Genomic DNA, 546 nt, shown 5'->3' with positions numbered 1-546 from the left:
CCGAGCGCGCGGCCGCCGCGGCCCGGGAGCGGGCCGCCGAGGCCAAGCGCATGGCGCAGGCCGCGAAGCAGTACGGCAACGGGCAGATCCCGTCGAGCGTGCTGTGCGGCGTGAGCTTCGCGTCCGGCGAGAAGCTGCGGTGCGACGCCGCGGCGGCGCTCGAGGACCTGAACCGGGCGTTCCGCTCGGCCTTCGGCCGGAACCTGTCCCTGACCGACGGCTACCGCTCGTACAGCGAGCAGGTGGCTGTGTCCGCGTCTCGCGGCGCCCTGGCCGCCGTGCCCGGCACGTCGAACCACGGGTGGGGCCAGGCGGTCGACCTTTCCGGCGGCATCCAGTCTTTCGGCAGCGCTGAGTTCAGCTGGATGCAGGCGAACGCCGGGAAATACGGCTGGAAACACCCGGGCTGGGCCCAGGCCGGCGGCAGCAAGCCGGAACCCTGGCACTGGGAGTTCGGCACGTCGTACTGACGCGTCGCCTCGCGAAGGACGCCGGCCCCAGGGCCGGCCCACGGACCCCGGTCCGCGAAGCCCCGCTTCGCGGACC

The 546-nt window shown here is 74.0% G+C and carries 1 protein-coding gene; it reads left to right on the top strand.

Annotated elements, in window-relative coordinates; genetic code table 11:
• On the top strand, positions 1–470 hold a 470-nt coding region (locus PROKR_RS10010; protein ID WP_211240090.1), incomplete at its 5' end, for a M15 family metallopeptidase.
• Positions 471–546 lie beyond the last annotated feature (76 nt).

Origin of the sequence: Promicromonospora kroppenstedtii DSM 19349, from assembly GCF_000515355.1 — a bacterium.
In the GTDB taxonomy this organism is placed as follows: Bacteria; Actinomycetota; Actinomycetes; order Actinomycetales; family Cellulomonadaceae; genus Promicromonospora; species Promicromonospora kroppenstedtii.
The sequence above is the reverse complement of the archived record's forward strand: the minus strand, read 5'-3'. Positions and strand labels throughout refer to the sequence as shown.